Source organism: Pseudomonas sp. GW822-FHT05A08, assembly GCF_058800485.1.
The window spans coordinates 1,911,149-1,937,444 of sequence record NZ_CM179511.1; the positions used below are offsets into that span (position 1 = coordinate 1,911,149).

The 26,296-nt window shown below is 61.6% G+C and carries 13 protein-coding genes; 7 read left to right on the top strand and 6 right to left on the bottom strand.

Annotated features, from left to right (window positions below; translation table 11 throughout):
- Positions 1-36: 36 nt before the first annotated feature.
- The 4 genes from AC3RCP_RS08690 to AC3RCP_RS08705 all read right to left on the bottom strand — a co-directional run bounded on the left by AC3RCP_RS08690 (position 37) and on the right by AC3RCP_RS08705 (position 4,295).
- A complete protein-coding gene (locus AC3RCP_RS08690; RefSeq protein ID WP_101337122.1) occupies positions 37-1,869 on the bottom strand; it encodes an ABC transporter ATP-binding protein in 1,833 nt (610 codons plus the stop codon).
- Between the two features lie 88 nt (positions 1,870-1,957).
- Positions 1,958-2,521, bottom strand: coding sequence for a peptidylprolyl isomerase A (locus AC3RCP_RS08695; protein ID WP_007920626.1), 564 nt, complete (start codon positions 2,519-2,521; stop codon positions 1,958-1,960).
- 3 nt (positions 2,522-2,524) lie between these two features.
- Positions 2,525-3,328, bottom strand: a complete 804-nt coding sequence (locus AC3RCP_RS08700; RefSeq protein WP_492569604.1) for an alpha/beta fold hydrolase — start codon at positions 3,326-3,328, stop codon at positions 2,525-2,527.
- Positions 3,329-3,371: 43 nt separating this feature from the next.
- Entirely contained in the window at positions 3,372-4,295 is a 924-nt protein-coding gene (locus tag AC3RCP_RS08705; RefSeq protein ID WP_007920628.1) for a PA3225 family LysR-type transcriptional regulator, read from the bottom strand.
- Positions 4,296-4,344: 49 nt separating this feature from the next.
- Between AC3RCP_RS08705 and AC3RCP_RS08710 the strand changes: the two genes are divergently transcribed.
- From AC3RCP_RS08710 to AC3RCP_RS08720, 3 genes are all read left to right on the top strand, one after another.
- The gene (locus AC3RCP_RS08710) at positions 4,345-4,659 is read left to right on the top strand and encodes a hypothetical protein (protein ID WP_007920629.1); all 315 of its coding nucleotides are present in this window, start codon (positions 4,345-4,347) and stop codon (positions 4,657-4,659) included.
- 149 nt (positions 4,660-4,808) lie between these two features.
- Entirely contained in the window at positions 4,809-5,408 is a 600-nt protein-coding gene (locus AC3RCP_RS08715) for an FMN-dependent NADH-azoreductase (protein ID WP_007920630.1), read from the top strand.
- A gap of 413 nt (positions 5,409-5,821) precedes the next feature.
- Positions 5,822-6,685, top strand: coding sequence for a carboxylate/amino acid/amine transporter (locus AC3RCP_RS08720; protein ID WP_097302453.1), 864 nt, complete (start codon positions 5,822-5,824; stop codon positions 6,683-6,685).
- A gap of 180 nt (positions 6,686-6,865) precedes the next feature.
- Here the strand turns inward: AC3RCP_RS08720 and AC3RCP_RS08725 are convergent, their stop codons facing one another.
- Positions 6,866-8,164 (bottom strand): mechanosensitive ion channel family protein, encoded by a 1,299-nt coding sequence (locus tag AC3RCP_RS08725; protein WP_492569606.1) that lies wholly within the window; start codon positions 8,162-8,164, stop codon positions 6,866-6,868.
- Between the two features lie 192 nt (positions 8,165-8,356).
- On the opposite strand from AC3RCP_RS08725, the gene AC3RCP_RS08730 reads away from it, so the two are divergent.
- Positions 8,357-9,694, top strand: coding sequence for a DEAD/DEAH box helicase (locus AC3RCP_RS08730; RefSeq protein WP_007920640.1), 1,338 nt, complete (start codon positions 8,357-8,359; stop codon positions 9,692-9,694).
- 56 nt (positions 9,695-9,750) lie between these two features.
- On the opposite strand, the gene AC3RCP_RS08735 is transcribed toward AC3RCP_RS08730, so the two are convergent.
- A complete protein-coding gene (locus AC3RCP_RS08735) occupies positions 9,751-10,026 on the bottom strand; it encodes a hypothetical protein (RefSeq protein WP_492569608.1) in 276 nt (91 codons plus the stop codon).
- 286 nt (positions 10,027-10,312) lie between these two features.
- Here AC3RCP_RS08735 and AC3RCP_RS08740 point away from each other — a divergent pair, with 286 nt between their 5' ends.
- Genes AC3RCP_RS08740 through AC3RCP_RS08750 form a run of 3 tightly spaced genes read left to right on the top strand, consistent with a single transcriptional unit; the run spans position 10,313 to position 25,960 of the window.
- Entirely contained in the window at positions 10,313-12,019 is a 1,707-nt protein-coding gene (locus tag AC3RCP_RS08740) for a ShlB/FhaC/HecB family hemolysin secretion/activation protein (RefSeq protein ID WP_125737987.1), read from the top strand.
- Positions 12,020-12,044: 25 nt separating this feature from the next.
- A complete protein-coding gene (locus AC3RCP_RS08745) occupies positions 12,045-25,361 on the top strand; it encodes a two-partner secretion domain-containing protein (protein WP_492569610.1) in 13,317 nt (4,438 codons plus the stop codon).
- Entirely contained in the window at positions 25,358-25,960 is a 603-nt protein-coding gene (locus AC3RCP_RS08750) for a hypothetical protein (protein WP_125737989.1), read from the top strand. Before AC3RCP_RS08745 ends, AC3RCP_RS08750 begins: the two co-directional genes overlap by 4 nt.
- Positions 25,961-26,296: the final 336 nt, after the last annotated feature.

The window sequence follows — 26,296 nt, forward strand, 5'->3', positions numbered from 1 at the left end:
CCCGAAGGGTGCTGGCGTTTTTTGGGGCGGGGTGGATCAATCGATACCGACGAACCCCCCGGTCTGATGCTGCCAGAGGCGCGCATACAAACCGCCGTGGGCCAACAGCTCGGCATGGCTGCCGGTCTCGGCGATGAGGCCTTTTTCCAGGACCACCAGGCGGTCCATGCGGGCGATGGTCGAGAGGCGGTGGGCGATGGCGATCACGGTCTTGCCTTGCATCAGGGTCTCCAGGCTTTCCTGGATCGCCGCCTCGACTTCCGAGTCCAGGGCCGAGGTGGCCTCGTCCATGATCAGGATCGGCGCGTCCTTGAGCAGCACCCGGGCAATGGCGATGCGCTGGCGCTGGCCACCGGAGAGTTTCACCCCGCGTTCGCCGACATGGGCATCGAAGCCGGTGCGGCCCTGGGCGTCGGAAAGCAACGGGATGAACTCGTCGGCGCGGGCCTTGCGCACCGCTTCCCAGAGTTCCTCGTCGGTGGCGTCGGGCTTGCCGTACAGCAGGTTGTCGCGGATCGAACGGTGCAGCAGCGAGGTGTCCTGGGTGATCATGCCGATCCGCTCGCGCAGGCTTTCCTGGGTCACGTCGGCGATGTTCTGGTTGTCGATCAGGATGCGTCCGCTCTCCAGGTCATAGAGCCGCAGCAACAGGTTGACCAGGGTCGACTTGCCGGCGCCGGACGGGCCGATCAGGCCGATCTTTTCCCCGGGCCGGATGGTCAGGTTGAGGTCGCTGATGACCCCGGCCTTTTTCCCGTAGTGGAAATCCACATGCTCGAAACGCACTTCGCCGCTGGCCACCGCCAGGCGTGGCGCCTGCTCGCGGTCGCTGACGCTGATGGGCTGGGCGATGGTCTGCAGGCCGTCCTGGACCATGCCGATGTTCTCGAAGATGCCGTTGACCACCCACATGATCCAGCCGGACATGTTGACGATGCGAATCACCAGGCCGGTGGCCAGGGCGATGGCGCCGACCGAGATCAGCGACTGGGTCCACAGCCACAGGGCCAGGCCCGTGGTGGAGACGATCAGCAGGCCGTTCATGGCGGTGATCACCACGTCCATGCTGGTGATGACGCGCCCGGCCAGCTGGCTTTTCTCGGTCTGTTCGCCGATGGCTTCGCGCGCGTAGTTCTGCTCGAAGTGGGTGTGGGCGAACAGCTTGAGGGTGGTGATGTTGGTGTAGCCGTCGACGATCCTGCCGACCAGCTTGGAGTTGGCGTCCGAGGAGATCACCGAGCGCTCCTTGACCCGCGGCACGAAGTACCAGAGCGCGCCGATGTAGCTGGCGATCCAGATCAGCAGCGGGATCATCAGGTGCCAGTCGGCCTCGGCGAACAGCACCAGGGCGCTGACCGCATAGATCAGCACGTGCCACAGCGCGTCCACCGCCTGCACCGCCGAATCGCGCAGCGAGTTACCGGTCTGCATGATGCGCTGGGCGATGCGCCCGGCGAAATCGTTCTGGAAGAAGTTCAGGCTCTGCTTGAGCACGTAGCTGTGGTTCTGCCAGCGAATCAGGCTGGTCATGCCCGGGCTGATGGTCTGGTGCACCAGCAGGTCGTGCAGGGCGACGAACAGCGGGCGGAAGATCAGCGCGACCACCGCCATCCAGGCCAGCTCGAGGCCGTGGGTCTTGAAGATCTCGACATTCGGCGTGCCCTGGGCCAGGTCGATGATCGTGCTCAGGTAGCTGAACAGCGACACTTCGATCAGCGCGACGAACAGGCCGACCACCAGCAGGGCGACGAAGCTCGGCCAGACCTGCTTGATGTAGTAGAGGTAGAAGGGCAGTACGCGGTTGGGGGGAGCGGCAGTGGGAGCGTCGCGGAAAATATCGATCAGCTGTTCAAAACGACGATAGAGCATGGGATCTGACGCCCGCGTGGCGGGCTCTCCTTATCAGTAAGCAGGCGCAGCACTGTGTCAGCGCTGCGCCGGGACTCCCGGTGACACATTAGTCGATGCGCTTGGCCGACTTGATCAGCACGGGGTCGATCGGCACGTTCTGCATGCCTTGTTTGGTGGTGGTCTGCGAATTGACGATCTGGTCGACCACGTCCATGCCGCTCACCACTTTGGCGAACACCGCGTAACCGGCATCGCGACCCGGGTCGAGGAAGGCGTTGTCGGCGACGTTGATGAAGAACTGGCTGGTGGCCGAGTTCGGGTTCGAGGTGCGGGCCATGGACAGGGTGCCGCGTACGTTATGCAGGCCGTTGCTGGCTTCGTTCTTGATCGGGTCGCGGGTTTCCTTCTGCACCATCTGCGGAGTGAAGCCGCCGCCCTGGACCATGAAACCCGGGATCACCCGGTGAAAGATGGTGTTGGTGTAGAAGCCACTGTCGACGTAGTCGAGGAAGTTCTTGCTGGAGATCGGGGCCTTGACCGGGTCCAGTTCGACTTCGATCTTGCCGAAGCTGGTGTCCAGCAGGACGTGAGGCGCCTTGGCCGGTTGGGCGGCCATCAGGTTGGCAGCAAACAGAACGGAGCCGGCGACGAGGGCGATTTTTTTCAGCATGGGTCAGTGATCCTGGGGGGTGGTGTCGACTGCGGTTAAAAACTCGAGCAGGGTTTGGTTGAAGCGTTGCGGCTGGTCCAGCGGCGTGGCGTGACGCGAATCGGCGATCACCACCAGGCGCCCGTCGGGCAGCAGTTTCACATAACTTTCTTTCAGTGCGACCGGGGTGTAGTCACGGTCGGCGCTGATGACCAGGGTTGGACAGGCGACTTGCGAAAGTCGTTCCTGGACCCCCCAGCCAACGATGGCATCAAAGCTTGCGAGATAAGCACGTTTGTCGTTTTTTGCCCAGCGCTCGGCCATCTTTTGCCGCAGCTCGGCCTGCGCAGGTAGGGGGAACAATTTGCCGGCCAGGGCAATGCCGATGGTTTCCAGGCTGAGCAGGCGCATCAGGCTCCAGCGCTTGAACCATTGCCAGGCATCGTTGGCGCTGCGGATCTTGACCTCGGGCGCGCTGTTGACGATGCACAGGCTTTTCAGCAGCCCGGGCTGATCCACCGCGACCTGGAAGGCGATCATGCCGCCCATGGACAGGCCTACCAAGTGCACCCGCGACAGGTTCAGGTGCTCCAGCAGGGCGATGAGGTCGGCGCTGAACCCGGCGATGCTGTAGGGCTCGCGGGGTTTGTCGGAGCGGCCATGGCCGCGCACGTCGGGCAGGATCAGGCGGTAATGGGCGGACAGCTCGGCGATCTGCTTTTCCCAGTCACGGGTGCTGGAGCCGAGCCCGTGGACCAGCACCAGCGGTTCGCCATGGCCGTATTCCTCATAGTGCAGGGTGCATCCTTCGTGTTCGAAATAGGCCATGGCTGAATTCCTGTTCAGGCGCGTGGAGGGTTCAAGTACGGGGTCAGGCTTGTTCCGGGGCGGCGAACGGCGCGTCCAGCGGCGCGGTGTCGAAGGTGCGCAGCAGCTCGACGAGGATCTGCGTGGCCGGGCCCAGGGGTTTGTCCTTGTTCGAGTACAGGTAGAAGGTCGGGTGGCGGCTGCCGCCCTGGTCCAACGGTAGCACCTTGAGCAGGCCCTCCCGGAGTTCGCGCTCGATCATATGCCGCGGCAGCCAGGCAAAGCCCAGGCCGCTGCCGACGAAGGTGGCGGCGGTGGCCAGGCTGCCGACGGTCCAGCGCTGTTCGGCGCCGAGCCAGCCGACATCCCGCGGCTGTTGGCGGCCGGAGTCGCGGATCACCACCTGCAACTGGCTTTCCAGGTCCTGGAAATTCAGCTCGCGGTTCAGGCGGTGCAGGGCGTGTTCCGGGTGGGCCACGGCGACGAACTCCACCGAGCTCATTTCCGTGCCCAGGTAGCCGGAGATATTGAAGCCACTGATGGCCAGGTCGGCCACGCCTTCGAGCAGCACTTCTTCGACCCCGGACAACACTTCTTCGCGCAGGCGCACCCGGCAGCCACGGCTTTGCGGCATGAAGGCGGTCAGCGCGCGGACCAGGCGCGCGCTGGGGTAGGCGGCGTCCACCACCAGGCGCACTTCGGCTTCCCAGCCCTGTTCCATGTGGTGGGCCAGGTCTTCCAGCTGGCTGGCCTGTTTCACCAGTTGCCGCGAGCGCCGCAGCAACACGCCGCCGGCTTCGGTGAGCACGGCCTTGCGCCCATCGATACGCAGCAGCGGCACGCCCAGTTGGTCCTGCATGCGCGCCACGGTGTAACTGACAGAGGATTGCGAACGGTGCAGCGCTTCGGCCGCCTGGGCGAAGCCGCCGTGGTCGACCACGGCCTGCAGCGTTCGCCATTGATCGAGGGTAACGCGGGGCGCTTTCATGAGGAGCTCCTCTTGTCCTAAGCTGGCGCTCCTTATTGGAGACTGCCGAATGAGAAAATTCTGTTGTGTGTTGCTGGCCCTGCTGCCGCTCAGTGCGTTCGCCTATCCCATCGACGTGAAGAAACACCTCGAAGGCGTGAGCATCGACTACACCGCCTACGACACCGATGCCGACATCGGTTCGATCCAGGTGAACAACTACGGCACCACCGACGCCGCCTGCACGGTGGTCTTTCGCAACGGTCCCGAAGCCCCGCGCACGCGCAAGGTGGAAGTGGCGGCCGGCAAGTTCAAGAACGCCACGGCCAAGTTCAACCGCAGCATCATCAAGCTGCGCATCGACCTGACCTGTACCGCCAAATAAGCGCAAAGCGGAGCAGGGTGCGCGACCTGCTCCGCTTATAAACGAATTTATTGATTGGTTATAGCAGTTATTTGCGCTTTTTCATCGATATGACTCTGTTTAATCTGCGCTCCATCGACCTACAGCATTCCCGATGGAGGCTACATCCCATGTCCCGCGTTCTGATCATCGAAAGCAGTGCCCGTCAGCAGGATTCCGTTTCCCGTCAGCTGACCCAGACCTTCATCAAGCAATGGCAAGCGGCCCACCCGGACGACCAGATCACCGTGCGTGACCTGGCGGTAACCCCGGTGCCGCACCTGGATATCAACCTGCTGGGCGGCTGGATGAAACCCGCCGGGCAGCGCAACGAGATCGAAGAGGCCTCGCTGCAGCGCTCCAACGAACTGACCGACGAACTGCTGGCCGCCGACGTGTTGGTGATGGCCGCGCCGATGTACAACTTCGCCATCCCGAGCACCCTCAAAGCCTGGTTGGACCACGTGCTGCGTGCCGGTGTGACCTTCAAGTACACCGAGACCGGTCCCCAGGGCCTGCTCAACGGCAAGCGTGCCTATGTGCTGACCGCCCGTGGCGGCATCTACGCCGGCAGCACCGCGGACCACCAGGAACCCTACCTGCGCCAGGTCATGGGTTTCATCGGGATCCACGACGTCGAGTTCATTCACGCCGAAGGCATGAACCTGGGCGGCGACTTCCAGGAGAAGGGCCTGAACCAGGCCAACGCCAAACTGGCCCAGGTCGCCTGATCCGTTAATCGCCAGATAATCGCGCAGTGGTCTAGTAGGCCCTGCGCTCCCCTTCAAGTTTGTTTGCGCATCGAACCTCCCTTTGCACTTGTTGCTCCTGAGTGCTCCTGCCCGATTGAACGCTTTGCGAGATCGGGCTTTTTTTTGCCCACGATTTATCACGTTCTTTGTAGCCGCTGCCGAGCCCTGGCGAGGCTGTGATCGGGTTGGGCGGCATTCCGACGTAGCAGCCGTAAACCCAGCGACCGCGATGCGTCAGGAATTGCGCGGCGCCTGGTGTGGCGACGGCTGCGCCATCGATCGCAGCCTCGCAGGGCTCGGCAGCGGCTACGGCAAGCACGGGGAGGCGAGGTGTTTTGCGCCGGATGGGGCAAAACCGCTATCGTCGCCGCCTCTTCAAGACGAGGCGAGCAATGGGCTATCTACTTTTTGTCACGCTGATCCAGGCGTTTTCCTTCAGCCTGATCGGCGAATACCTGGCCGGGCATGTCGACAGTTACTTCGCGGTGCTGGTCCGGGTGCTGCTGGCCGGGCTGGTGTTTATCCCGCTGACCCGCTGGCGCCAGGTGGAGCCGGCGTTCATGCGCGGCATGCTGCTGATCGGCGCCTTGCAGTTCGGCGTGACCTACGTCTGCCTGTACCTGAGTTTCCGTGTGCTGACGGTGCCGGAGGTGCTGCTGTTCACCATCCTCACGCCGCTGCACGTGACCCTGATCGAGGATGCGCTCAACCGCCGCTTCAACCCCTGGGGCCTGCTGGCGGCGCTGGTGGCGGTGGCCGGGGCGGCAGTGATCCGCTACGACCGCATCAGCCCGGACTTCTTCATGGGCTTCTTGCTGTTGCAACTGGCCAACTTCACCTACGCCGCCGGGCAGGTGCTGTACAAGCACCTGGTGGCGCGCCATCCGAGCGACCTGCCGCATTACCGGCGTTTCGGCTACTTCTACCTGGGGGCTCTGGCGGTGGTGTTGCCAGCTTTCCTGTTGTTCGGCAAGCCGGACTTCCTGCCCGAAGCGCCGTTGCAATGGGCGGTGCTGCTGTTTCTCGGGCTGGTGTCCACCGCGCTGGGGCTGTACTGGTGGAACAAGGGCGCCTGCCTGGTCACTGGCGCGACCCTGGCGGTGATGAACAACCTGCATGTGCCGGTGGGGCTGCTGATCAACCTGTTGATCTGGAACCAGCACGAAGAACTGGGGCGCCTGTTCCTCGGGGCGCTGGTGATTCTGGCGGCGGTGTGGATCAGCCGTCGCGGCACGAAAACCGCCGCAGTTCTGTAGGAGCGGCCGGTCGACGCTCGATTGCCCGCGATAGCGACCTGACAGACACCGCGGGGTCAGGCCGCTGCGCGGATCGCGAGCAAGCTTCGCTCCTACAGATAGGCAAATAGGCAAATAGGCAAATAGGCAGATAGGCAGATAGAGGGGGATCGCCCCGGGGACGGGGCGATCAGGCGGGAATTACAGCGCGCGTTTTTCCACTTCGGGGATATGACTGGCGCCCAGCACCGCCGGCAGCAGGCCGGCGCGCAGGTCGTTGCCGCTCGGCTGTTGATACAGGCTCAAGCCGAATTCCGGCATCACCGCCAGCAGGTAATCGAAGATATCGCCCTGGATACGCTCGTAGTCGGTCCACGCCGTGGTGCGGGTGAAGCAGTAGATTTCCAGCGGAATGCCCTGGGCGGTGGTCTGCATCTGGCGGACCATGCAGGTCATGTTCGGCTGGATGTCCGGATGACTCTTGAGGTACGCCAGGGCATAGGCGCGGAAGGTGCCCAGGTTGGTCATGCGGCGGCGATTGGCCGACATGGCGGCGACATTGCCCTGGGCTTCGTTCCAGCTCTTGAGCTCGGCCTGCTTGCGACTGATGTAGTCGGTGAGCAGGTGGACCTTGCCCAGGCGCGCTTCTTCCTCATCGTTGATGAAACGCACGCCGCTGGCGTCGATGTACAGGCTGCGCTTGATCCGCCGGCCGCCGGACTGCTGCATGCCGCGCCAGTTCTTGAACGACTCGGACATCAGGCGCCAGGTGGGGATCGAGACGATGGTCTTGTCGAAGTTCTGCACCTTGACCGTGTGCAGGGTGATATCCACCACATCGCCGTCGGCGCCGACCTGGGGCATTTCGATCCAGTCGCCGACCCGCAGCATGTCGTTGCTGGTCAGCTGCACACTGGCGACGAACGACAGCAGGGTGTCCTTGTAGACCAACAGGATCACCGCCGACATGGCGCCCAGGCCGGACAACAGCAGCAGCGGCGAGCGGTCGATCAGGGTGGCGACGATGATGATCGCGCCGAACACGAACAGCACCATCTTCGCCAGCTGCACATAACCCTTGATCGAACGGGTGCGCGCATGTTCGGTGCGCGCGTAGATGTCCAGCAGGGCGTTGAGCAGGGCGCTGATGGCCAGCACCTGGAACAGGATGGTGAAGGCCAGCGCCAGGTTGCCGAGGAACACCAGGCTGGTCTTGCTCAGCTCCGGCACCAGGTGCAGGCCGAACTGGACCACCAGCGACGGGGTCATCTGCGCCAGGCGATGGAACACCTTGTTCTGGCGCAGATCGTTGAGCCAGTGCAGGGACGGCTGGTGGCCGAGCAGCTTGACCGCGTGCAGGATCAGGTAGCGCGCCACTCGTCCGACGAGCAGCGCCACCACCAGCAGGATGACCAGGGCCAGGCTGGAATGCAGGAGCGGGTGCTCATCGAGCGCCCCCCAGAGGTCTTGAACGTTGAGCCAGAGCTGTTTGAAATCCATGGGGTCAGAAGCTTCCTCTATGAGACGAGACGGATCGATTAGAACATTTAAGCCGTCGAAAGTTACCGTTAAGGACAAATCGCTGACAAAAACCAATTGTTTACCGTGGTTTGCGTGAAAGAAACTCGGCCTTCGCGCCCGAAACCGTTACCCTATGCAGCTGTTTTTTTGCATATCTTCGAGGTAGCACCCGTGTTTTCCCAATTCGCCCTGCACGAACGCCTGCTCAAAGCCGTGGCCGAGCTTAAATTTGTCGAGCCAACGCCTGTGCAGGCAGCGGCCATTCCGCTCGCGCTCCAGGGGCGTGACCTGCGGGTGACGGCACAGACCGGCAGCGGCAAGACCGCCGCGTTCGTCCTGCCGATTCTCAATCGCCTGATCGGTCCGGCGAAGATCCGCGTCAGCATCAAGACCCTGATCCTGTTGCCGACCCGCGAACTGGCGCAGCAGACCCTGAAGGAAGTCGAACGCTTCTCGCAGTTCACCTTCATCAAGGCCGGCCTGATCACCGGTGGCGAAGACTTCAAGGTCCAGGCCGCCATGCTGCGCAAGGTGCCGGACATCCTGATCGGCACCCCGGGCCGCCTGATCGAGCAACTGAACGCCGGCAACCTCGATTTGAAAGAAGTGGAAGTGCTGGTCCTTGACGAAGCCGACCGCATGCTCGACATGGGCTTTGCCGACGACGTGCAGCGCCTGGTGGACGAGTGCCCGAACCGGCAGCAGACCATGCTGTTTTCCGCCACCACCGGCGGCTCGGGCCTGCGCGAGATGGTCGCCAAGGTCCTGAACAACCCTGAGCACCTGCAGCTGAACGCGGTCAGCCAGCTGAACGACACCACCCGCCAGCAGATCATCACCGCTGACCACAACCAGCACAAAGAGCAAATCGTCAACTGGCTGCTGGCCAACGAGACCTACCAGAAGGCCATCGTCTTCACCAACACCCGCGCCATGGCCGACCGCATCTACGGCCGCCTGGTGGCCCAGGAGTACAAGGCATTCGTCCTGCACGGTGAGAAAGACCAGAAGGACCGCAAGCTGGCCATCGACCGCCTGAAGCAGGGTGGGGTGAAAATCCTCGTCGCCACCGACGTCGCCGCCCGCGGCCTGGACGTCGACGGCCTGGACCTGGTGATCAACTTCGACATGCCGCGCAGCGGCGACGAGTATGTGCACCGCATCGGCCGTACCGGGCGTGCCGGCAACGACGGCCTGGCCATCTCGCTGATCTGCCATGGCGACTGGAACCTGATGTCGAGCATCGAGCGCTACCTCAAGCAGAACTTCGAGCGTCGCACCATCAAGGAAGTCAAAGGCACCTACGGCGGGCCGAAGAAGGTCAAGGCCTCCGGCAAGGCCGCGGGCGTGAAGAAGAAAAAGACCGACGCCAAGGGCGACAAGAAAAAAACCGCGGCCAAGGCCCCGACCAAGCGCAAGACCGCCAACCGGCCGAAAAGCGATGCCCTGGTCAGCCAGGACGGCATGGCGCCGCTCAAGCGCCGCAAGCCAGCACCGGCTGCCGAATAAGCCGTAGCGCAACAGAAAAAGCCCGGACCCTGTCCGGGCTTTTTATTGGCCGGCGATCAGCTGTCGGCCTTCTTCTCGGCCGCGCCCAGCTCTTTCAGGCGCTGGTCGATCAACTGGCACTTGTCCGGCAGATCCTTGCTGGCCGTGCTCAGGTCCATCTTCTGCAACTCGTCGTTGATTTCCTTGGCCTTGGCCGGGTTCTGCTCGGTGAGCCTGGTCACTTCCTGGGCCAGTTGCTCACGCTTGGCGGTGGCCTCGTCAAGGGTGCAGGCCCAGGCGGGCAGGGTGCAGAGCAGGGTGGTGGCGATGCTGAAGGAGAGGAGCGATTTCATGGGGGTGGCCTCTTGATCGGGGCGACAGGGTTATGCGGTTGAGGGCCAGGAACTTGGAAAAGTTCAGCGGTTGATCAGGTGAGGGGCGATCTTGAGTTCAGGGCGGAAGCAGGCTTGGCTGGGCCTTATCGGGGCAGACCCTTCGACGACTTAAGTTCTTCGCTGGAACCCCCGTTGCAGAGCCTCTCTCCTGCATCAGCCGGCAGGATGAATGATTGACGCCAAAATGATGGCCAATTAACATATTGATATCATTTTGACACTAATGCGTCTCGAGGGACCGAACATGTACTCACCCGCCCTCGCGGGGAGGTTGTGCCTGGCTTTGCTGTGCTTGACTCCGCTACACCTCGTTCATGCCGCTCCCACCCCCGGTGACACCGACCTGATCCGCGAACGCCAGGATCGCCTGCTCGAAGAGCAGCGCCGGCGCCTGGAAGAACTCAAGGATTTGCCCGGTAAAGAGGCCGCCCCCACGGCGCCGACCGCGCCTGCCGACACCCGCTGTTTCCCGATCAAGGACATCGAGCTCAAGGGCGCCGACAGCCTGTCCGCCGCCGAGCAGGCGCGCCTGCTCAAGCCTTATATCGGCCAGTGCCTGGGTGTCAGCCAGCTCAACGAGCTGCTCAAGGTCATCACCGATCACTACCTCGAGAAGGGCCTGGTGACCAGCCGTGCCTACCTGCCGCAGCAGGACCTGTCCGGCGGCCACTTGAAGGTGCTGGTGGTCGAGGGCCGGCTCGAAGGCTTGAAGGGCGCGGCCGACAGCCAACTGTCCGAGCGCGAGCTGGCCATGGCCTTTCCTGGCCAGGTCGGCGAGCGGGTCAACCTGCGGGAAATCGAACAACTGGTGGACCAGCTCAACCGCCTGCCGTCGAACCAGGCGCAAATGGAGCTGGCCCCCGGCAAGGAGGTCGGTGGCAGCGAAGTGCTGGTCAAGAACACCGCGCAAAAGCCCTGGCGGGCCGGGCTGTCGCGCAGCAACGACGGCCAGCGCAGCACCGGCGAGCAGCAGTGGGGCACCACCTTCGACTGGGACAGCCCGCTGGGGCTGGCCGACCAGCTGATGTTGCGCGGTGGCCACGATGCCATGAGCGATCACCAGCACAGCTCCAACAACGCCATGCTCTATTACAACCTGCCCTGGGGCTGGTGGAACTTCAGTTACACCTACAGCCAGAGTGAGTACCGCTCCCAGGCCCAGGCCAATGGTTTCAGCTTCAAGCAGACCGGCGACAGCCAGAACCACCAGCTGCGCGCCGAGCGGGTGATCCTGCGTGACGCGGTGAGCAAGACCTCGCTGAATGCCGGCCTGGCCTACCTGCGCACCAATAACTTCATCGAAGACAGCAAGCTGGCCTTGAGCAGCAATCGCCTCAGCGAAGCCCAGTTCGGCATCAACCATGGCCGGCGCATCGGCGGTGCCTTCGTCAACCTCGACCTGGGCATGCAGCACGGCATTGGCGCCTTCGATGCCCAGGACAATGGCCACCCGGGACCCGGCGAGCCGAATGCGCGCTACCGCAAATACACCGCCACCCTCAGTTACCTGCAGCCGTTCAAGCTGTGGGGCGAGTCGTTCAGCTTCAGCAGCCTGATGACCGGCCAGCGCAGCGAAGACGTGCTGTTCAGCCCGCAGCGCACCAGCCTGGGCGGGCAGTCGTCGATTCGCGGGTACAAGGATCAGTCGCTGTCCGGCGACAGCGGCGGGTACTGGCGCAACGACCTGCGCTGGAGCCGTCCGGTGACCTGGGCCTGGCTACAGCCACTGTTCACTGAGTACGGCAGCAGCCTGGGCTACGACCAGGGCGTCATCCGTGGCGATCGCTACAACGGTGAGCAGCACGGGCGCCTGTCGAGCAACTCCCTGGAGCTGTTCGCCCGCGGCCGGCACCTGGCGACCAGCGTGACCTTCGCCCATTCCCTTGAACGCCCGGATGTCCTGAGCGAGCGCGAAGCGCCGATCTACTTCCGCCTGGATTTCTTCCTCTGATTCGCGTTTTTCCGAGACCTTCGACATGGATGTTCGCCAATTCGCTTTCCTGGCCCGCCAGCCTTCTGCCGCCCTGAAAACCCGCGAGCACTTCTGGGGCATGCCCAAGCGCGGCCTGGCGTTCATCCTGGCCAACGCCATGTTCTGGCAACCGCTGTGGGCCCAGGCGGAAGGCATCGTGGTCAGCGCGCCGGGCACCAGCCTGGGCCAGGCGGGCAACGGCGTACCCATCGTCAATATCGCCACGCCCAATGGCAGCGGCCTGTCGCATAACCAGTTCCACGACTACAACGTTGGCCAGCAGGGGCTGATCCTCAACAACGCCACCGACCGCACGCAGAGCACCCAGCTGGGCGGGATCATCGTCGGCAACCCGAACCTCAAGGGCGTCGCGGCGCAAACCATCCTCAACGAAGTCAACGGCGGCAGCCCGAGCCAGCTGCGCGGCTACACCGAAGTGGCGGGGCAGTCGGCCCATGTGATCGTCGCCAACCCCTATGGCATCAGCTGCAACGGCTGCGGCTTCATCAACACCCCGAAAGCCACCCTGACCACCGGCAAGCCGGTGATCGAAAACGGCCAGCTCAGCCGTTACCAGGTCGATCAGGGGCAGGTGACCATCGACGGTGCGACGCTCAACGCCAGCAACGTCGACCGCTTCGAAATCATCACCCGCAGCGCCAAGATCAATGCCGAGATCCAGGCGAACAACCTGACCATCGTCACCGGCCGCAACGACGTCGATGCCCGCACCCTGAACGCCACGGCCCGCGCCGACGACGGCAGCGCCAAGCCGGAACTGGCGATCGACTCCTCGGCCCTGGGCGGCATGTACGCCGGGGCGATCAGGCTGGTGGGCACCGAGGCCGGGGTCGGGGTAAAACTCGACGGCAAGTTGATCGCCAGCGGCGGCGATATCCAGCTCGATGCCAATGGCCAACTGCGCATGGTCGACGCCTCGGCGGCCAATGGCGCGGTCAAGGTCCAGGCGGCGAGTCTGGATGCCCAAGGATCGGTCCATGCCGGTAGCGCACTCACAGTGCAAACCCAGGGCGACCTGAATAACCGGCAAAACCTGACCGCGCGCGACAGCATCAGCCTCAGCGCCGGAGGGCGACTGAGCAACAGCGGCATCATCGAAGTCGGGGTCAACGCCGATAACAGCCGCAATGCCAATGGCGATGTCAGCCTGAGCGCGCAGACCCTCAATAACAGCGGCAAGAGCGTGATCGCCAGTCGCAATCTGACGGTGGCCACGGCGCAAGCCCTGAACAATCAGGGCGGTACCCTGAGCGCGAAACAAAACGCGAACGTGCGCGCGGGCACCCTGGATAACCAGAACAAGGGGCGGGTGCTGAGCAGCGGTAGTCTCGAACTCACGGCCGGTCAGGTGCTCAACGGCCGGGGCCTGATCAGCGGCGACGGCAACCTCAGCGCCACATTGGGCCATCTGAATAACCACGATGGCGAAGTCTCCAGCGTCGGTATCACCACCCTGACGGCCAACAGCCTGGACAACAGCGGCGGTCAGGTCACCGGTGACGTGGCGTTGAACATCGGCTTGATCGGCGCCCTGAACAACCAGGGCGGTGTCCTGGGTTCCGCCAAGCGTGTGAGCATCAGCGCCGCCAGCCTGGATAACAGCCATGCAGGCAGCCTGGCCAGCGATGGCAGCCTGACCACGCGGATCGTGGGCCTGTTCGATAACCAGAGCGCAGGAGACCTGGGTGCCAAGGGGGTGGTGGACCTGCAGGCTGGTAGTCTCGACAACCGTGGCGGCAGCCTGACCGGCAAGGATCGCCTGAGCCTGGACACGGCTTTGCTGGACAACCGCGCAGGCAAGGTACGCACCGACAAGCACCTGCAACTCGATGTGCGCCAGCTCGACAATCGCGACAAAGGCGTGATCACCAGTCAGGCAGGGATCGGCCTGACCGGTACCCGCCTGGACAACCGCGGCGGCTTGCTCAGCGCCGTCGGCCCAGTGACGCTCAAGGCTCAGAACGTGCAAAACGCCCTGGGGCGAATCGCCAGCCAAGGCGATGTACATGCGACCGTCGACACCCTCCAACAGCAGGGCGGCACCCTGGTGGCGCAAGGCAACCTGACGTTGATTGGCAGTGTTCTCGACAACCGGGACAACAGCCTGGTCGCGGCGACAAAAGCGCTGAAACTCAAGGTTCAGGGCATCGACAACCGCGCCGGAAAACTGTCCAGCGGAATCACCACTGAAGTTGACGGCCAGCAGCTCGACAACAGTGACGGCGGCAGAGTCCTGGCCGGTAGCGATCTGGAGCTGAAGGTTGGCCGTCTTATCAATCAGAGCAAGGGGTTGATCCAAGGCAAGGGCACCACGACGCTGAACAGCCAGAGCCTGGATAACACCGATGGCGAGATCGACAGCCACAACGGGCTGGAGATCACCCTGGCCGGTGGGCTCGACAACACCCGCGGGCTGGTCCGCAGCGACCGCCCCCTGACCCTGGGCACCAGCAAACTGACGAACACCGCCGGCCGTATTGAGAGCGTGGAAGACCTGTCGATCACCAGCCGTGGCGAACTGCTCAATCAGGGTGGCTCCATCAAGTCCGAGAAGGGCCTGACTGTCGCCAGCGGCCCTCTCGATAACAGCCAGAAGGGCCTGCTGTCCGGCAAGCACGCCACGCAAATCACCGCGACGACCTTCAACAACAGCCAGGGTGGAAGCCTGCGCAGTGAAAGCAGCCTTGGCCTGATCGCCACCCAGGTCAATAACGCCGGTGGCAGCATCAGCAGCGCCCAGGACCTCACGGCCAGCGTGACCGGGCTCGATCAGCAACACGGGGAGCTGTTCAGCGAAGCCGCCCTGAGCCTGGACCTGAACAACGGCCAGCTCAATAACCAGGGTGGCTACATCCATGCGCCGGGAGCCCTGCAGCTCAAGAACCTGAAGGGCGTCGACAACCGAAAGGGTGAGATTTCCAGCGCCCGGGCTTTCAGCCTGGAAGCGCAAAGCCTGGATAACAACGGTGCCAAGCTGATCAGTGACCAGGGGCTGACCCTGCGTATCGCCGAGGCCCTGAGTAACGTGAAGGGCCTGGTCAGCGCCAGTTCCCTCGACAGCCACAGCGCCAGCCTGGACAACACTGATGGCGTGCTCGGCACGACCGGCGACCTGGACCTGAAGGTCGATACGGTTTTCGCTAACCAGCGGGGCACCGTTGTCGCCGACGGCGCGTTGCTGCTCACCGCCGCCAGCCTGGACAACCGCGCTGCCGATATCTCCGGCAAACAGGATGTGACCGCTCGGATCGGCACCCTGGACAATCAGGGCGGCAAGTTGATCGCCACTGGCGTGCTGGACCTGACGGGGGCGAGCCTCGATAACCGCCAAGGCGGTCTGGTAGGGGCTACAAAAGCGCTGAAACTCAAGGTCGATACGCTCGATAACCGAAGCGGCGAGCTTTCTACCCAGGCCGGCCTGAGCCTGACAGGCAAGCAGCTGGATAACAGCGACCAGGGTCTGGTCGAGGCCCATGACACGCTGACGCTCAAGGTCGATGAGGTGATCAACCAGGCTGCCGGCTTGATCAATGCGCTGGCCGAGCTGACGATCACGGGCGGGCGTATCGATAACCGCAGTGGGAAAATCAAAAGCCAGCAAGGCCTGGACCTCACACTCAAGGGCGACCTGCAAAACAACCAAGGGTTGATCGATAGCCAAAGCACCCTTGATGTGGCCGCGGCAACCCTGGACAACAGCGACGGTCGTTTCATGAGCGCTGCTGCGCTGGACCTCGGCGCTCGTGGCGCCTTGAGCAACGTGGGCGGCAAGCTGGTGAGCGAGGGCGGCGTGCAGTTGCGCAGCGCCAGCCTGGACAACAGCCACAAAGGCGTGATCAGCGGCAAGGGCGTGGTACAGGTCACCACTGGCGACTTCGATAACAGCCAGGCCGGCAGCCTCGACAGTGGCGACACCCTGGACCTGACGGCGGCAAAACTGACCAACGCGGCCGGGCGCATCGGCAGTGACAAGGCACTGACCGCGAAGGTCAGCAGCCTTGAACAGCAGGGCGGCAGTCTGTTCAGCAACACCAGCCTGAGCCTGGACCTGAACCATGGCCGGCTGAACAACCGGGACGGTTTCATTCACGCGCCGGGTGCGCTGCTGCTGAAAAACCTCAGTGACCTCGACAACCGCAACGGCGAAATCTCCAGCGACGCGGCCTACGAACTCAACGCCAAGAGCCTGAACAACGATGGCGGCCAACTGCTCGGTAACCAGGCGTTGACCCTGCGTATCGAACAGACGCTCAGCTCCATCAAGGGCAAGATCGGTGCCGCGGCGCTGGAAGTACAGGCCGCCAGCCTGGATAACAGTGCCGGCGAATTGACCAGCCGTTCGGGGTTGAAACTGACGGTACAGGGGCAACTGACCAACCAGGACCAGGGGCTGATCGACGCTATCAACGGCTTGAGCATCGCCAGCGGTGACTTGAACAACCGCCACGGTTCCGTGCTGGCGGGTGACTGGCTGAACCTGTCGGCCAAGGCGCTGAACAACACGGACAGCGGGCTGATCAACAGTAAAGGCGCGCTGGAGCTGACCGCGCACCAGTTGGACTCAAGCGATGCCGGCGAGGTGTCGGCCAAGGGCGACATGAACCTCAAGGTCACGGGGTTGACGCAGCGTGGCGGTCGCCTGTTGGGCGACGGCGCGGTGACCCTGGACCTGGCCAATGGCGATCTCGACAACAGCCTCGGCCGACTGAATGCCAAAGGCTTGTTGAGCATCAAGCAACTGCAGGACCTGAAGAACCAGCAGGGGACCCTGTCCAGTCGCCAAGGCTTCACGCTGACGGGTCGCACCCTGGATAACACCCAAGGCAAGTTGATCAGTGAGGCGGCGCTGGGTGTCGTGTCCGGCCAGTTGCTGAATGCCAATGGCCTGGTGTCGGGGATCAAGGGCCTGACCGTCGAGGCAGGGAGCCTGGACAACCGCAACCACGGGACGCTCTCCAGCAAGGAGGGCAACCTGGCCGTTGACGTCAGCGGCGCCCTGCTGAACAGCGGCGCCGGCGCCCTGGCCAGCAATGGCACGCTCAAGCTGAGCGCCGCGAGCCTGGACAACAGCGGCGAAGGGGTGGTCTCCAGTGTCGGCGGCCAGACGCTCACGGTCGCCGGCCTGCTGAATAACACGGGCGGCGGTCTGCTCGACAGTGGTGCCACCCTTGATCTCAAGGCGGCAACCTTGAACAACAAGGCCGGCAACCTCAGTGCGTTGCAATCGGTCGATCTGCGCGCCGGCAGCCTGGACAACAGTAGCGGCAGCCTGGCGACCAAAGGTGCCCTGACCCTGGACGTGGCGGCCAGCCTGGACAACGTCCTGGGTACCCTCAGCAGTGACGGGGCCTTGCTGCTCAAGCGCGCGGCCCACGTCGATAACCGCGGCGGCAAACTGATCGGCCAGGATCTGTTGACCTTCAACGCCGACAGCCTGGACAACCGAGACCACGGCACCGTGGCGGCCAACCGGCAAGCCACCCTGACTGTCGCGGGAGCTGTCCAGAATGCCCTGGGCGGCTTGATTTACAGCCGTGATGCGGGCCTCGAGCTGAAGGCTGCCAGCCTCGACAACAGCAAGGCCGCGGTGCAAAGCCAGAACGGCCTGACGCTGAATATCAGCGGCGATTTCAACAACCAGGGCGGCAAGGTCATCGGTCAGGACGGCGCGGTCAGCATTACCGCGGTCAACCTCGACAACCGTGGCGGGGTGCTGTCGAGCCTCAAGGGCGCGCTTGAAACCCATATCAGTGGCGTGCTGCTCAACGGTTATGACCTGAATGACCAGCGCCAGCGTGGCGTGATCGAAGCCCAGCGCTTGAATCTGCGTGCCTTGGCCGGGCTGAACAACAACGGGGGGCGCATTGCCGCGCGCCAGGGCGATGTCATCGTCAACGCCGCCGGCTTCGACAACCGCAATGGCGGGCTTTATGCCAGCGGCCAGCTTGGCGTCACCGCGACTACGTTCGACAACGGCGGCGACAAGGGCGGGCAGGTTGCCGGTCAAGGCATCGATCTCGGCTTGAGCGGTGCATTGAACAACCGCCTGGGGGTTATCGAGAGCGACACCTCGCTGCTCATCCGAGCGGCCAGTATCGACAACGCTCAGGGTCAGCTACGGGCCGCCGGGAGCGGGGGTAAGAGCCTGTTCCAGATCGGCGGTTTGCTGGACAACCGTAACGGCCGCATCGAAGTGGCCAGTACCGACCTGGGCCTCGGCGCGACGAGCTTGCAGAATGCCGGCGGCACCCTGCTGCACTCCGGCAAGGGGCAATTCGATATCTCGATGGCCAACGTCAGCGGGGCGGGCGGCACCCTGGTCACCCAAGGGGGGCTGACCCTCAATGCCGACTCGTGGAGCAACACCAGCGTGATCCAGGCTGGACGCCTGAAGGTCAACGTCAACAACTTCTACCAGAGTGCCGGCGGCCAGCTGCTGGCCTCCGACAGCTTTGAGGGCGGTGGCGGCAACTGGAACAACGATGGCCTGATCGCCAGTGACGGCAGCCTGAGCCTGCAACTGTCCGGCGCCTACGGTGGCAATGGGCGACTGACCAGCCTGGGCGACATGAGCTTCGGCGCCGCCCAGCTCGACCTGCCAGGCACCGCGACTATCGCCGGTGGTGGCAACACCCGGATCAATGTCGGCGGAGTGCTCACCAATCGCGGACGCCTGAGCTCCGCCCAGGGGCTGACGGTCAATGCCGGGGCAATCAATAACTATGGCTCCCTCGGCAGCGCCGGGGCGCTGACCCTCAATTTCGGGACGCTGCTCAATGCCGGTGTCAGCGATGCCGAGCACAGCTCGATCTTCAGCGGCGGCGACATGCAGTTGCTGGGCAACACCTTCAGTAATCGCTATGCCGACGTTTTCAGCATGGGCAGCCTGCTGGTGGCCGCCAATGCCGGGCAGGCCCAGTCGAGCCTGCTGGAAAACCGCTCCGGCACCCTCGAAAGCCTGGGTGACATGACCATTCGCGCCATGACGGTGAAGAACGTCATGGACATCCTCACCTACTCGGAACACGAGAAGTACTACGCCGCAATCACTGAGTTGCCGTGCGGCCCCTTTGGGGTATGCCATGTCAAGAAGCATGGCAATCGGCGTAATGCGGTCTGGCAGCTCACCGAGCGTGATCGCCTGCAGGTGACCGCCAGTACGGCGGCCTCCAGTATCTCCAGCGGCGGGCAGCTGGACATCGGTGCCCAGGAGCTGAGTAACGAAAGCAGTTTTATCGCTTCCTCCGGCAACCTGGCGATTAACGCCGTCAGCATCAAGAACCAGGGGGTGGTGCCCCAGGACATTGAAACCACCACCATCAAATACAACCATGTGGATGAGTACCAAGGTGCGGTCGCTGCGGTGGCTGCCTTCAATGCCAGAAATGGCACCAAGCCGTCTGCTACTTTCGAAGCCGACCTGGCGCGGTTCAATGCCCTGATGACCGGTACTCGAAAACTGGCGGGTGGTGGTACCAAGGCTCTGGCAAGCAGCGACGGCAAGCGCTTCGACGCCATCATCCAGTCCGGCGCCAGCGTCCAGCTCAACGCTTCGGAGAAGATCGACAACGGCGTGGTGCGTGGTTACTACGCCTATGTCGGCGGCGGCAAGAAGACCGGCGACACTTCGACGGGCAGTCAGTATTCGACGCCGATCTATATCAACTCGCAATTGCCGCCGGATCTGGCCAAGCAGCAGGTCAACCCCTTGGCCCTGCCAGGCTTCACGTTGCCGGTCGGGCAACACGGCCTGTTCCGCCTGAGCAGCGAAGGAGCCGGCGACACCGCGGCGACCCAGCGCAACCCGGCACCGATGGACTGGAGCATGGGCAGCATCAGCCTGAGATTCGCTGAGCGCGAGCAGAACCTGGCCCAGAGTCAGGCGCGGGCGCTCCAGGTCGATTCGCTGGTTCCGGTGGCCGCGACTGAGCGCAAGCTGGCGCAGGTTGGCGCGGTGCAGCCTGGTGTCGATGCCAGTCTGCCGATGATTAGCGTCACGACCCCGACGGACAGTGGAACGGCTACTCAAGGGCCGGTATACAGCCGTACCCCGGCGCAACAGGTGCAAGGCAGCATTGTGCGGGTCCAGGGCATCCCGATGCTCGACAATCCCCCTCAAGCGCACAAATACCTGGTTGAAACCAACCCGGCGCTGACCAACCTGAAACAGTTCATGAGCTCGGACTACCTGCTGTCGAACCTGGGTTACAACCCCGACAACAGCTGGAAACGCCTGGGCGACGGTTTCTACGAACAACGGCTGATCCAGCAGGCGGTGGTCGCCCGCACCGGCCAACGTTTCATCGATGGCCAGGACTCCGACGAGAAACTGTTCAAGTACCTGATGGATAACGCGCTGCAGAGCAAGCAGCAGCTCAACCTGGCGATCGGCACCTCGCTGACCTCCGAGCAGGTCGCGGCCCTGACCCACGACATCGTCTGGCTCGAATCGCACCCGGTAAATGGCGAGAACGTGCTGGTGCCGGTGCTGTACATGGCCCACGCCAACAACCGCCTGGCCGCCAACGGCGCGCTGATCGCCGGGCAGGACATCAGCCTGATCGCCGGCAAGGACCTGCTCAACGCCGGCACCCTGCGCGCCACCAACAACCTCTCGGCCAAGGCCGGCAACGACTTGGTCAATAGTGGCCTGATCGAAGCCGGCAATCGCCTGGACCTGCTGGCGGGCAACAACCTGGTGAACAAGGCGGGCGGCATCATCGCCGGTCGCGATGTGAACCTGAGCGCGCTCAACGGCGACCTGATCAACGAACGCACGGTCACCAGCCACCAGAACAGCGGCGGCGATCTGCAACAACGGCGTGACTTCCTCGACAGCGCCGCGCGTATCGAAGCCGCCAATGACCTGACGCTCAAGGCCGGTCGCGATTTCAATAACGCCGCTGGCGTGCTGCAAGTCGCGCGTGACACCACCATCAACGCCGGCCGGGACGCCAACCTCTCCGCTGTCGAACAGCAGGACAACGAGACTCGGACCAACTCCCTGCACACCAGCACCAGCCAGCACGGCTCGGTGCTCACCAGCGGCCGCGACCTGACGATCAACAGCGGCCGCGACCTGTCGGCCATCGCCAGCCAGATCGACGCCAAACGCAACCTCGCCATGGCCGCCACCGGCAACCTGACCCTGGCCTCGGCAGCGGACGAACAGCACTCGTACTCCAGCTCGAAGAAGTACAAGGGCCAGTCCGACAAAGTCAGCCAGGTTGCCACGGCGGTGACCGCAGGTGGCAGTGTGGCCCTCAGTGCCGGCAAGGATCTGGAACTGATTGCCAGTCGGGTGAGTGCCGGAGACGAGGCGTATCTGGTGGCCGGTGGCAACCTGGCGCTGGAGTCCGCGGAGGACAGCAACTACAACTTCTACAGCAAGACCAAGAAGAGCTCGTCGGGCAAGAAGAGTCGGCTTGATGAGGTGGCTAGCACCACCAACATCGCCAGTTCTGTTACCTCGGGAACCGACAGTGTACTGGTCGCAGGGAATGACTTGCTGATCAAGGGTAGTGATGTCACCGCGGAAAAAGGTGCCGCGAAGTTGATGGCGGGTAATGACGTTCAAATCCTGGCTGTTAGCGACTCAAATAGTGCCCGTCACGAAAGCAGTAAAAGCAAAAGCAGCTGGGGTGGTCTGAAGTCGAGCAAGGTCAAGGATCAGGTAGCCGAGACCCAAACCACGGCAGTCGGCAGCGTCATCTCCGGCAACACCGTGGAAGTGGCGGCCAAGCGCGACGCGACCGTAACAGGCTCGGCATTGGTCAGTACTCAGGACCTGGCAGTTCAGGCCGGGCGCGACCTGACCATCGATGCGGCCGAAAACACCTTCACCCGTAGTGAGTTGCATAAGCAGAAGAACCGTGACCTGACGGGAGTTCTCACGGCCAACAATCTGGGCGTGGACGACATCACGGGCAACCAGCATCTGTCGATCAGGAGCGGGAACCACACCGGTAAGGCGGCGCAAACCACCTTGACGGGCAGTACCGTGGGATCGAGTGAAGGTAGTGTGAGACTTGAGGCTGGGCGCGAACTGAAGGTGGTGGCCAGTGATTTGGTCAGCACCAAGGAGATGAATCTTACCGGTTCCAATGTGACCATCGCCGCGGGTGTGGAAACTGCCACGCAAAGCAGCACTGACAGCTCGAAGAGTCTTGCAGTGGGCCGGGTAGTCGGTGGCATGGTGGTCGATACGTACAAGAGCATTCGCAATGATGTACGTGCGGCCAGGGATGCAGATGATAGTCGTTTGAAAGCGGTCAAGGGGGCGCAGGCATTGCTCTCTGCCTACAACGCGGCCGACAGCTTCAGCGCCGATGCGGCGAATCAATCCCAAGGTAAGCCAGCCAACAGCAGTGGTTCGCTTATCAAGATTGGGACCGAGTTGGGTTCGACCCGGAGTAAAAGTACCAGCGAGTATCGCAGTGAAACGGCCAAGCAATCGAGCTTGACCAGTGGTGCGGGTCTGGTCATTTCGGCGGTAGGGGATGCGGCGGGTACCCAGGGCGATATTCATGTCGTGGGTAGTAGCCTCAAGGCAAAAGATACGCTGTTGATGGCGAAAAATGACATCACTCTGGAAAGCGCGCAGGACCGTGCGCAATGGGATAACCAGAGCCGCAACAGCAAGACCAGTATCGGCGCCAGCTTCAATATTGGTGATCAGAACGGCTTCACTCTGGATCTCGGCGCACAGATGGCCAAAGGCATGGGTAAGGGGCACTCGGTTACCCAGGTCAACAGCACCGTGGATACCGGCTTGCTCATGCTGAAAAGTGGTCAGGACACCACCTTGGCCGGCGCCCAGGTACGGGCCGATACCATCAAGGCGGATGTGGGAGGCAATCTCAATATCGTCTCCCGGCAGGACGAAGCTGATCAGAAAAACCGACAGACGAGTGGAGGTTTCGGCGCCAGCATCTGTGTACCGCCGTTCTGCTACGGCTCCATAGTGACCGCCAGCGGCAATATTGCTGGCAGCAAGATGAACAGCGATTACCAGGCGGTGACTGACCAGACCGGACTCTATGCAGGTAAAGGGGGATACGACATTTATGTTGGGGCCAACACCCAACTGCAAGGCGGAGTGATTGCCAGTGAAGCCAGTGCCGACAAGAACCATCTCGATACAGGTCGCTTGATCGTCAGCGACATCAAGAACACCAGTGAGATCAAAAGCCAATCGGCCAGTCTGAGTGCTTCTTACACCAGTACCAAGTGGGACAAGCCGGGCGGACCGCAGACGCCGGACAGTGAAAGAAAATGGGCGCATTCCGACATGGGCGGCACGCTGCCGCTGGCGCTCAAGGAGTCCGATCACAGCAGCACCCGCAGTGCTGTCAGCGAGGGGACGATCACGATCCGTGATCCAGCGGGCTCGCAGGATCTGGTAGGGCTGAATCGCGACACCAGTAATGCGAATCAGCATCTTGACCGGCCGGACGAGAAGAAGATGCAGGAGCGCATGGACCTGATCCAGAGTTCCGCGCAGCTAGCGAGTACCTCTATCAACTTGGTGGCTAAAGCCAAGGCTGATTCTGCCAAAGAGTTACTAAGCAAAGCCAAAACCCCTGAGCAGGTGACGGAGGCCAACGCGGCCCTGGCGGATGCTGCTAGTTGGAGCGTTGGCGGTGATAAACGCATCATGGCCGACATCGCCTCGGGCTTGATCGCGGCGGGCCTTGGAGGCGTTGGTGGCACGACTGCAGTTGGCATCGTTGCCAATACCACGGCCAATGACACCTTCAAAAAGATTGGTGATTACGCTGATGCACAGAAGCGCAATGCTGCCGATGACACCAGCCGAGCGGCATGGGCTGAAGGTGGTGCTGCCCGGGTATTGCTTCACGCCTTGGCCGGTGCTGCGATGGGGCTGTCGAGCGGCTCTGTACAGAGCGGTGCGTTGGGAGCGGGAGCGTCGGCGGCGCTGATGCCTGCGATTGCAGAGGCCTTGGGCAAAAGTGGTATTGAACAGAGCAATCAGGAAGCTATTGCAACACTCATCGCCACGGGGCTTGGAGCATCGGCCGGATCGCTGGGAGGTACTGCCGGAGCAATCGCAGGTGGCGGTAGCGGGGCAGGGGTCGAGGTTAATAATCGCCAGCATCATCGTGATCAAGAACTTCCGCTGCTGAAGAAAAAAGCCGAGGAGCTGGAGCAGACACTGGGCAAACCGAAGTCTGACGCCCTTTGGGAGGATCTGCTCCTCCTCGCCAGTGGTGAAAAAATTGACGCAGTTGAAAAAGCGCGCTTGGAAGCCTTGGTTGAGAAGTGGGGGAGTGACCCGACCACGGATTGGTTCAAGCGCGATCTGGATGTTGCAAAAAACGCCGTAAAACAGTTGGTGGATCAAAAAATCCCGCTGACTTGGGCAGATGGCAAGCCGATCATTGCCTATGGTAACCCTGTCTATGCGTTCGCCTCGACGCCAGAGCAGTTTAATGACTCAGGTTTGTTCAACGGCCTTGGAAAGGGTTATTACGGCGAACTGACGGCGGCCGAAAAATGGAAGCAGTATGGGAAAGCTCAGGCTGAGGCATACAGCAAGGAAATCCTGGATTTCTCGAGTAACAACCTAGCCTCGAAAAATGCCGCTGATCGGATATTGACGCTGGCGGTGAAGAATACGGAGTCGGTGAGTATTATCGACGATGTCATCCTGTCGCTGGGTGGAGTGGTCGGAGGTAAGGCTACTCTCAAGACGATATTGGAAGCTGTAGCGGAAAGGCGGGCGGCGAAGAAGGTTGCGGCGGCGGAAGCTGAGAGCCTTGGTGCCAAAGGTGCTGGAGGGGTAATAAGTGAGCTTGAAAGAGAAATACCTGCAACCTCAGCTATTGCTCGTGAGGGATTGCGTAATAATCTTGCTGCGCAAATCGGTATACCTCGCAATATTGCCGAGGCTCCTACAAGTATTTGGGGTAAGTCGATAGATGATCTTAAACAGTCATTTCTCCTAGACCGTTTTATTGTGACGTCTTCAACTAAAAGCGGTACCTCTGGTAATGCCCAGGTATTTAAAGTTAGCTCTAGTGATGGTGGGGTTTCTAAAATTGTAGAAGTGCAATATAGTCCGTCAACTGCTGGCGCTGTTAAACAGTCAACGCATATAGGTGAATATTATAAGTTGACCTATGCGGATGGTAGTAAAATCAAGATTGTTGAGCCTGCCACATATCGGCCAACTTTTGAGAGGGGACAGCCTGTTTATGATAAAAATACGGTTTACCTGAACCCACAGGGGCAGAATGTTAAATTTGATGCTTCGCAAAATTTATGGACGCCTCAATGACAAGCACTAACTGTTTTATTATCTCGTGGTCGGCTCCGGTCGTTCCATCTCATTCACTTGCAGGAATCCCGTTGGGTGCGCATGTGGAAGACTTTGAGAGAAGTCTTAGTAAGTATGTTATTGATGAGGTGGAAGGTTTATATCGGTTTGTTGGTTCTCCAGTTTTGAGGATGGAGAAGAGATTTGATTCAAGTGGGGATGGTGGATATGGATTTTATGTCGTTGATTTAGAGCTGACGAATTGGCGTCTGTACTATGATAGCAAAAGTCATCCTGGTGTTGAAACGCGAGCGCTTCACGTACTTACTAGTGGATGGAAAATTCATGCTATTAAAGCGTGGATGTTTGAGTGTCTTAATGTGGGTGATAAGCCTGTCAATTCATATCAAGGGGAGTTGTCAGGAGGCATTGGGCTTGGGAGTTATGTGCGGGAATTATTGCCATATACAGGGTTAGAGTTTGATGGTGCTGAAGAGTGGTTTTACACTGATAAAAATTATGGTGGCTTAGAGGTTAGTGGCTGTGGGGGAGATCTGAATGATGCACCAGATCAGGTTATTATGTCTTTGGCAGTAATTAAAGAGTCCCCTTTTTCTTAGGGGAGCTCCGTTTTGCCGTAATCGAAAGGGAGATCAGGGCGGCTTAACGCCGCCCATTGCTATTTAGCTTGAAAGCTTTTCTTGCAGCCGCTGTCCCGTCACATCCATCAAATCACACCCATCGCGTAGCATGATGCTGCAAACCAAGGTTAGTTCCTGAAGGAGAGCAGGTTCATGGTGTGGGCCAAGGCTACTCTCAAGGCGATATTGGAAGCTGTAGCAGAAAGGCAGGCTGCGAAGAAGGTTGCTGCGGCTGAAGCGGAGAGTCTTGGTGCAAAGGGGGCTGGCTCGTCAGGTGCGAGTAAGGCCGAGGGTGAGTTGATTGTTTCAAACACA